Genomic DNA, 8,097 nt, shown 5'->3' on the forward strand with positions numbered 1-8,097 from the left:
ATCGCGATGGCCACGATCGAAGAGTGCCGCGCCGCACTCGAAAAGCTCTCGGACAACATGCAGACCGCCGAAGGGGACGTCCGCACGGCCGCAGCCCTGGACCGCTCGGTGAGCTGCCGGATCACCGACCTCGACATCACGTTCGTCGGCCGGATGACGGGCGGCCGGATCGTCGTGCACGACACGTTCCAGGGCCCTCCGCGGGAGAAGGCCCAGATCAGACTGACCATGAAGGGCGACGACCTGGTGGCGATGGTCAACGGCGAGCTGAACTTCGCCAAGGCCTGGGGCTCGGGCCGGGTCAGGCTGGAGGCCGGCCTGCGCGACCTGTTCCAGCTCAGGAAGCTTCTGTAGCCGCCACACGCGCGCGTGCCTTCCGAGCCGCCGGCACCACCAGCGGTGTCCCCGTCTCCGGGTCGTCGATGACCTGGCAGCGCAGCCCGAAGACCTCCTCGACCAGTTCGGCCGTGACGATGTCCTTCGGCGCACCTTCGGCGATGATCCGCCCGTCGCGCAGCGCGATGAGATGGGTGGCGTACCGGGCGGCATGATTGAGGTCGTGCAGCACGGCGACGAGTGTGCGGCCCTGCTCCTCGTGCAGTTCGGCGCACAGGTCGAGGACGTCGATCTGATGCTGGATGTCCAGGTATGTCGTCGGTTCGTCGAGCAACAGCAGCGGCGTCTGCTGGGCGAGCGCCATGGCGATCCACACACGCTGGCGCTGACCGCCCGACAATTCCTCGACATAGCGATCGGCGAGTTCGGCGACCCCGGTCTGCGCCATCGACTCCTGTACGACCCGCTCGTCCTCGGTCGACCACTGGCGCAGGATGCCCTGGTGCGGGTAACGGCCGCGGCCCACCAGATCGGCGACGGTGATGCCGTCGGGCGCGATCGACGACTGCGGCAGCAGGCCCAGCGTCCGCGCGACCTTCTTCGCCGGCATCGACTGGATGACCTGCCCGTCCAGCAGCACCCTGCCCCGGTTCGGCTTCAGCATCCGCGACAGGGCCCGCAGCAGCGTGGACTTGCCGCAGGCGTTCGGACCGACGATCACGGTGAACGAGTTGTCGGGGATCTCCACCGAGAGCTGCTCGGCGATGACCCGCTGGTCGTAGGCGAGGGTGACGTTCTCGGCGGACAGGCGGTTCACGGTGCTCCTTGTGGTGTACGTGTTCTCCGAGCCGCTCATATCCGGCCCGCCTTGCGCTCGGTGACCAGCAGCCACAGCAGATAGACACCGCCGAGGACGCCGGTGACCACGCCCACGGGCAGCTGGTCGGCACCGAAGGCCCACTGCGAGATCCAGTCGGCGGAGACCAGCAGGGCGGCGCCCATGCACAGGGACGAGAGCAGGTTGGGGCCGGGCGAGCGGGTCAGACGGCGGGCGAGCTGCGGCGCGGTGAGCGCCACGAAGCTGACGGGTCCCGCGGCGGCGGTGGCGGTCGCGGTGAGCAGCACGGCGGCCACCATCAGCAGCGCCCGTACGCGCTCCACCCGCACCCCGAGGGCGTTCGAGACGTCGTCGCCCATCTCCATCATCCGCAGCCCGCGCGCATGGGCGAGCACCAGCGGTACGAGCACGGCGCACAACCCGAGCAGCGGCCAGAACTGGTCCCAGTCGCGGCCGCTGAGGGATCCGGTCATCCAGACGACCGCGCGGGCGGCGTCGACGAGGTCGGACACGGTGAGCAGATAGCTGTTGACCGCCGTGACGATCGCGGACACTCCGATACCGACCAGGACCAGTCGATAGCCGTGCACACCCCGCTTCCAGGCGAGCAGATAGATGGCAAGTCCGGTCGCCAGCCCGCCCACAAGCGCACCCATGGTGACCTGGGCCGCGCTCCCGGAGAACAGCACGATCATCACGAGCGCCCCGGCCGTCGCCCCCTGCCCGAGGCCGAGCACGTCCGGGCTGCCCAGCGGATTGCGGGTGACGGCCTGGAACAGGGCACCGCCGAGGCCGAGCGAGGCACCGACCAGCAGTCCGACCAGGACACGCGGCAGCCGCAGCTCGTTGACGATGAACTCCTGTCCCGCGTTTCCGTGCCCGGCCAGGGTTTTCAGCACATCGCCGGCCGGGATCGGGAAGTCGCCGGTGCCGATCAGCACGACGCTCGCGGCGAGCGCGGCGAGCAGCAACAGGACGACGACGGTGACGGCCCGGACGTCCAGGCGTACCGAGAGCCCGCCCGGCGTCCTCAGCACACGGTTGCTCCTCACAGCTGCGCCGTCCTCCGTCGTCGTACCAGAAAGATGAAGACCGGCCCGCCGATGATCGCGGTGATGATGCCGACCTGAAGCTCCGAGGGACGGGCGACCACCCGGCCGATGACATCGGCACCGAGCAGCAGCACGGGCGACAGGATCGTGGCGTACGGCAGGATCCAGCGCAGGTCGGGGCCGGTGAAGGACCGCACGACGTGCGGGACCATCAGCCCGACGAACGCGATCGGCCCGCAGGCGGCGGTCGCCGCTCCGCACAGCACGACGGCGGCGAGCATGGACAGCGCCCGGGTCCGGTTCAGGTGGGCGCCGAGGGCCTTGGCGGTGTCGTCGCCCATGGCCACGGCGTTGAGCGGCCGGGCGAGCGCGAGGGCGAGGACCGTACCGACCGCGAGGAACGGCAGCACCTGCAGGATGGTCGAGTCGGTCGCCGAGGAGAGCGAACCGACCGTCCAGAAGCGCATCTTGTTGAGCGCCGCATCGTCCGTGATCATCACGGCCTGCAGATAGCCGTACAGCGCGGCGCTGATGGCGGTACCGGCGAGCGCGAGCCGCACCGGCGTCGCGCCCCGGCTGCCACCGAGGAACCAGACCAGCGCCCCGACGGCGGCCGCCCCGAAAAAGGCGAACCAGACATAGCCGTTGACGCTCGTGACCCCGAAGTACGTCATGGCGGTGACGACCGCGGCCGACGCGCCCGCGTTGATACCGAGCAGTCCGGGGTCGGCCAGCGGATTGCGGGTGAGCGCCTGCAGCACCGCCCCGGAGAGGCCGAGTGCCGCGCCGGCCAGCAGCCCGAGAACGGTCCGCGACAGCCGCTCGTCGACCACGACGTCGCCGTATGTCCCCGTGTCCTGGAACAGCCCGTGCCAGACCTGCTCCAGGGACAGCTCTTTCGCACCGATCGCGATGCTCGCCAGCGCGACGAGCACCAGGACGGCGACGGATGCAACGAGCCCAAAGGCACGTATCGCCCGGCGGGTTGGGGGCGCGGGGGCGGTCTCCGCGCGCTGTTCTGGAGGACTGTCGACCAACACGTGGTTAGGTTAGCCTACCCTCGCATCGAGCCTCGGTCCCTGGTCGCGTCGGCCGGGCGATTCACGGGCTCCCCGTCCACCACCGCCCCTGCGCGTCGACTCACAACTCCAGCCGCGCCAGCGCCTTCCCCGCATCCAGCTCGCACACGCCCTCGCCGGCCGCCGTCCAGGCCGCCGCGCACAACGCGCGCAGTCCGTCCAAGGCCTCGCCGTCACCGTCCAGTTCAAGCCGGTCCGCACCCGCCGTGGCCGTCCAGCCACCGCACCGGAAGCCGTCCCCCGCCTCGACGACCTCCGGCTGTCCCGTCAGCAGCCCGCGCAGATCGGCGTCGACATACGTCGGCCGGTGCTGCGGCGGCGCGGCGAGCAGCTGGGCGCCGTCGGTGACGCCGGTCAGGACGAGCAGCGAGTCGACCTCCCCGTTGAACGCTCCCTCGATGTCCGTGTCCAACCGGTCCCCGACCACCAACGGCCGCTCGGCGCCGGTCCGCAGGATCGTCTCCCGGTGCATGGGCGGCAGCGGCTTGCCCGCGACCTGCGGTTCGGCGCCGGTCGCTATCCGCACGACCTCCACCGCGGCCCCGTTCCCCGGTGCGATCCCGCGCGCACTCGGGATCGTCAGGTCGGTGTTGGACGCGTACCAGGGCACCCCACGCGCGATGGCGTAGCAGGCCTCGGCGAACCGCCCCCACGGCAACTCGGGCCCGCCGTACCCCTGCACGACCGCCGCCGGACCGTCCTCCGCCGACTCGACGGGCTCCAGCCCCCGCTCCCGCAGCGCGACCCGCAGCCCCTCCCCGCCGATGACCAGCACGCGCGCCCCGGCCGGCACCTGCTCGCTGATCAGCCGAGCGACCGCCTGCGCGGAGGTGATGACGTCATCGGCGCCGGTCGGTATCCCCAGCTCGGTCAGATGGTCCGCCACCGTGTCCGGCGTGCGCAGCGCGTTGTTGGTGACGTACGCGAGATGCATCCCGCCCGCCCGAGCCGTGGCCAGCGACTCGACCGCGTAGGCAATGGCATTGCCCCCCGCGTACACCACCCCGTCCAGGTCGAGCAGCGCCGTGTCGTACGCCTCGCTCAGGGCCTGGCCACTGCCCTCGGGCCTCGTCCTGACGCTCTGGCTCATTCCACATCGCTCCTCGTTCGACGGCTTTCCCCCGATCATCCCTCACGCCACTGACACACGTACGATGCCGGGATGAACACAGCAGGTCACTCGGAAGCAACGGTGCGCCGAGGCCTGGAACTCACCCCGTTCCGAGGCCTTCGCTACGACCCCGACCGGGTCGGCAGCCTCGCCGCCGTGACGTCCCCGCCGTACGACGTCGTCGTACGCCCCGACGGCCTGCACCACCTCCAGGACGCCGACCCGCACAACATCGTCCGCCTGATCCTGCCGCAGGCCATCACCCCCACCGCCCGCAACGAACAGGCCGCCGACACCCTGCGCCGCTGGCTCTCCGAGGGCGTCCTGACCACCGACCCCGAACCCGGCCTGTATGTCTACGAGCAGCGCGACGGTGACGGAATGCTGCAGCGCGGCATCATCGGCGCGCTGCGCGTCTCGGACCCGTCGGAGGGCGTCGTCCTGCCGCACGAGGACGTCATGCCGCATGTGGTCGCCGACCGCGCCGCTCTGATGCGCGCCACCTCCGCGAACCTCGAGCCCCTGCTCCTGACCTACCGCGGCAATGGTTCGACATCGGCGGCAATCGAGGTCGTGGAGCGCGTCGCCGCCCACCCCCCGCTCCTGGCCACCACCACGGAGGACGGCTTCAGCCACCGCCTGTGGTCGATCACCGACCCGGCCGACCTCGCCCGCATCCAGTCCGACCTGGCCCGGCACCAGGCCCTGATCGCCGACGGCCACCACCGTTGGGCGACGTATCGGCGTCTACGCGCGGAGCACGCCTCGCCGAGCCCCTGGGACTACGGCCTTGTCCTCCTGGTCGACACGGCCCGCTACCCGCTGCGCGTCCGCGCCATCCACCGCCTCCTGCACGGCCTGCCGGTCGCCGACGCACTCGCCGCCCTGGAGGGCCTGTTCCGCATACGGCACCTGCCCGTGCCCCTGCCGGAGGCCCTGGACGCACTGGCGGACGCCGCCTGCGCCGGCAACGCCTTCCTGCTCACCGGAGACGGCGCCTTCCACCTGATCGACCGCCCGGACCCGGACCTCCTGGCCCGTACGATCCCCGCCGACCGCCCCGCCGCCTGGCGCACCCTGGACGCCACGGTCCTGCACTCCACGCTCCTCGACCACGTCTGGCACATCCCCGAGGACTCCCCGGCCCACATCGCCTACATCCACGACACGGCCGCGACAGTTGAGAAGGCGGAACGCGACGGCGGTACGGCCGTCCTGATGCACCCGGTCCGCGAGGAGGTCGTCCGCGATCTGGCCCGCCAGGGCGTGACGATGCCCCGCAAGTCGACGTCGTTCGGCCCGAAACCGGCGTCGGGACTGGTACTGCGCGCGCTGGACCTCTGACATGCGAAAAGGCGGGACCTCAACGATCCCGCCCTTCCTCACAGGTCAGTCCTTGTCGTCCTCGGCCTCGGCCTCCGGACCGTCACCCTCGTCGCTCTCGTCGGCCTCGTCGGCATCCTCGAAGGCGTCGACGAACTCCACACCGTCCAGCTCGGCGAGCCGGTCCGAGGCGTCCGTGCTGCCGTCCTTGTCGGCCTCGACGGCCTTCGCGAACCACTCCCGCGCCTCGCCCTCGCGACCGGCGGCGAGCAGCGCGTCGGCGTACGCGTACCGCAGTCGCGCGGTCCACGGCTGCACGGAGTTGGAGGCCAGCTCGGGGCTCTGCAGCGTCACGATGGCCGCGTCGAGCTGCCCCATGTCACGCCGGGCGCCGGCCGCGACGAGCCGCATCTCGACCTGCCCGGCCTTGTCCAGCTTCTGCACCTCGGGCGCCCCGGCCATGTCCAGCGCCTTCTCCGGCCGCCCGAGCCCACGCTCGCAGTCGGCCATGACGGGCCACAGCTCCGCGCTGCCCGTCATCCGGCGCGCAGCCCGGAACTCGGCAAGCGCCTCCGCGTACTTCTGGTTCGCGTACGCGGCGAACCCGCCCGCCTCGCGTACGGCGGCGACGCGCGACGCCAGCCGCAGCGCGACCTTGGAGTAGGCGTAGGCGGTCTCGGGGTCCTCGTCGATGAGCCGGGCGACCATCACCAGGTTCTTGGAGACGTCCTCCGCGAGCCCCTTCGGCAGGCTCAGCAGCTCCTGCCGTACGTCCTTGTCGATCTCCTCGCCGGTGACGTCCTCGGGGATGGGCAGCCGCTTGATCGGCTCCCGATCGCGGTCACGGTCCCGCTCGTCACGGAACCGACCGCCACCGCCATGCCGGTCGTCACGCCCTCGGAAGCCTCCGGGACGGCCACCACGGTCGTCCCGACGGGGGCCCCCGCGTCCACCACGGTCATCACGGCCACGGAACCCACCGCGCTCACCCCGGCTGTCGTCCCGCCGGAAGCCGCCGCGATCGCCTTCCCTGCGCTCACCACGGTCATCGCGCCGGAAGGACGGACGGTCGCCTTCCCTGCGCTCACCACGGTCGTCACGCCGGAAGGACGGACGGTCACCCCGGTCGTCACGGCGGAACGAGGGACGGTCTCCGCGGTCTCCACGCTCGTCCCGCCGGAAGGACGGGCGATCCGAACGGTCTCCGCGGTCGTCACGACGGAAGGGCGGGCGCTCTCCACGCTCTCCACGCTCATCACGTCGGAAGCCGCGATCACGGTCGTCGCCACGGAAGCCACGGTCGCGGTCGTCCCTGCGGTCGTCGCGGCGACCGTAGCCACCACGGTCGGAACCACCGCGGTTGTCGTCACGCCGGTCGTCCCGGCGATCATCCCGGCGGAAACCGCCGCGGTCACCGCGGTCGCCGCCGCGGTCATCGCTCCGGCGGTCGTCCCGCCGGCCGTACCCGCCACCACGGTTGTCGTCCCGACGGAAGCCACCACGGTCGTTGTCGCGCCGCTCTCCGCCGCGGTCGTCACGGCGGACGGAGGGGCGGTCCCCACGGTCTCCGCGGTCGTCCCGACGGAAGCCACGGTCACGGTCCCGGTCGTCCCGACGCGGCCCACGGTCACGGTCGTCGCGCTGGAATGCCGGCCGGGGACCACGGTCGCCCTCGCGCCGGTCGTCCCGACGGCCGTGCCCGCCACCACGGTTGTCGTCCCGACGGAAGCCTCCGCGGTCTCCGCGGTCGTCACGCGGGCGGTCGTCACGCGGGCGGTCGTCACGCCGACCCTGTCCGCCGCGGTTGTCGTCACGGCGGCCGTAGCCACCGCGGTCGGAACCACCGCGGTTGTCATCGCGCCGGTCGTCCCGACGGAAACCACCGCGGTAGCCGCCACGGTCGCCGCGGTCCCCACTGTCCCGTCGCCGCTGGTCGCGCTCCGGTCGGTCGTCGGGAGAGTTGGTGGACATGGGTGACTCCTGTCTCGGTACTGCAAGCATTGTAAAAACAAAAGGACCCCTGGTCCCAGCTGAACGCTGGGACCAGGGGTCCTTCCAAAGATTGTTCGGCGGCGTCCTACTCTCCCACAGGGTCCCCCCTGCAGTACCATCGGCGCTGTAAGGCTTAGCTTCCGGGTTCGAAATGTAACCGGGCGTTTCCCTCACGCTATAACCACCGAAACCCTAATGGTTTCGAGCGAACAAGCACACTCTTCTGTTGTTCATTCTGCTCAAAGCCGACAACGGTCGTTGTCTCAGAACTAACACAGTGGACGCGAGCAACTGAGGACAAGCCCTCGGCCTATTAGTACCGGTCACCTCCACACCTTGCGGTGCTTCCAGATCCGGCCTATCAAC

At 70.8% G+C, this 8,097-nt stretch carries 7 protein-coding genes, 1 rRNA gene and 1 pseudogene; 2 read left to right on the forward strand and 7 right to left on the reverse strand.

Going from position 1 to position 8,097, the window contains the following annotated elements; translation table 11 throughout:
* Window positions 1-6: 6 nt before the first annotated feature.
* Window positions 7-354, forward strand: a complete 348-nt coding sequence (locus tag ACFY10_RS37595; RefSeq protein WP_390669768.1) for an SCP2 sterol-binding domain-containing protein — start codon at window positions 7-9, stop codon at window positions 352-354.
* Here the strand turns inward: ACFY10_RS37595 and ACFY10_RS37600 are convergent.
* The 4 genes from ACFY10_RS37600 to ACFY10_RS37615 form a co-directional block, all read right to left on the reverse strand.
* Entirely contained in the window at window positions 338-1,192 is an 855-nt protein-coding gene (locus tag ACFY10_RS37600) for an ABC transporter ATP-binding protein (RefSeq protein WP_390669769.1), read from the reverse strand. The genes ACFY10_RS37595 and ACFY10_RS37600 overlap by 17 nt on opposite strands.
* Entirely contained in the window at window positions 1,189-2,226 is a 1,038-nt protein-coding gene (locus ACFY10_RS37605) for a FecCD family ABC transporter permease (protein ID WP_390669770.1), read from the reverse strand. The genes ACFY10_RS37600 and ACFY10_RS37605 overlap by 4 nt, the downstream gene beginning before the upstream one ends.
* Complete coding sequence (locus tag ACFY10_RS37610) at window positions 2,223-3,266, reverse strand: FecCD family ABC transporter permease (RefSeq protein WP_390669771.1); 1,044 nt, start codon at window positions 3,264-3,266, stop codon at window positions 2,223-2,225. The genes ACFY10_RS37605 and ACFY10_RS37610 overlap by 4 nt, the downstream gene beginning before the upstream one ends.
* Window positions 3,267-3,366: 100 nt before the next feature.
* Complete coding sequence (locus ACFY10_RS37615; RefSeq protein WP_390669772.1) at window positions 3,367-4,395, reverse strand: HAD hydrolase-like protein; 1,029 nt, start codon at window positions 4,393-4,395, stop codon at window positions 3,367-3,369.
* 72 nt (window positions 4,396-4,467) lie between these two features.
* On the opposite strand from ACFY10_RS37615, the gene ACFY10_RS37620 reads away from it, so the two are divergent.
* On the forward strand, window positions 4,468-5,760 hold the full coding sequence (locus ACFY10_RS37620) for a DUF1015 domain-containing protein (protein ID WP_390669773.1): 1,293 nt from the start codon (window positions 4,468-4,470) through the stop codon (window positions 5,758-5,760).
* A gap of 45 nt (window positions 5,761-5,805) precedes the next feature.
* Here ACFY10_RS37620 and ACFY10_RS37625 read toward each other — a convergent pair whose 3' ends face one another.
* The 3 genes and pseudogenes from ACFY10_RS37625 to rrf all read right to left on the reverse strand — a co-directional run bounded on the left by ACFY10_RS37625 (window position 5,806) and on the right by rrf (window position 7,920).
* Window positions 5,806-6,555 carry a hypothetical protein gene (locus ACFY10_RS37625; protein WP_390669783.1) on the reverse strand — a complete coding sequence of 250 codons (750 nt, stop codon included), beginning with the start codon at window positions 6,553-6,555 and terminating at the stop codon, window positions 5,806-5,808.
* A 21-nt stretch (window positions 6,556-6,576) separates the two neighbouring features.
* Window positions 6,577-7,710, reverse strand: a pseudogene (locus tag ACFY10_RS37630) (hypothetical protein); the annotation flags it as partial.
* Between the two features lie 93 nt (window positions 7,711-7,803).
* A 5S ribosomal RNA gene (gene rrf / locus ACFY10_RS37635) occupies window positions 7,804-7,920 on the reverse strand.
* Window positions 7,921-8,097 lie beyond the last annotated feature (177 nt).

It is taken from the genome of Streptomyces sp. NPDC001401, from assembly GCF_042895385.1.
Taxonomy (GTDB): domain Bacteria; phylum Actinomycetota; class Actinomycetes; order Streptomycetales; family Streptomycetaceae; genus Streptomyces.

Coding starts and splice junctions, on each gene's coding strand:
- ACFY10_RS37615 (WP_390669772.1), bottom strand. CDS start 4,395: ATGAGCCAGAGCGTCAGGACGAGGCCCGAGGGCAGTGGCCAGGCCCTG.
- ACFY10_RS37595 (WP_390669768.1), top strand. CDS start 7: ATGGCCACGATCGAAGAGTGCCGCGCCGCACTCGAAAAGCTCTCGGAC.
- ACFY10_RS37620 (WP_390669773.1), top strand. CDS start 4,468: ATGAACACAGCAGGTCACTCGGAAGCAACGGTGCGCCGAGGCCTGGAA.
- ACFY10_RS37600 (WP_390669769.1), bottom strand. CDS start 1,192: ATGAGCGGCTCGGAGAACACGTACACCACAAGGAGCACCGTGAACCGC.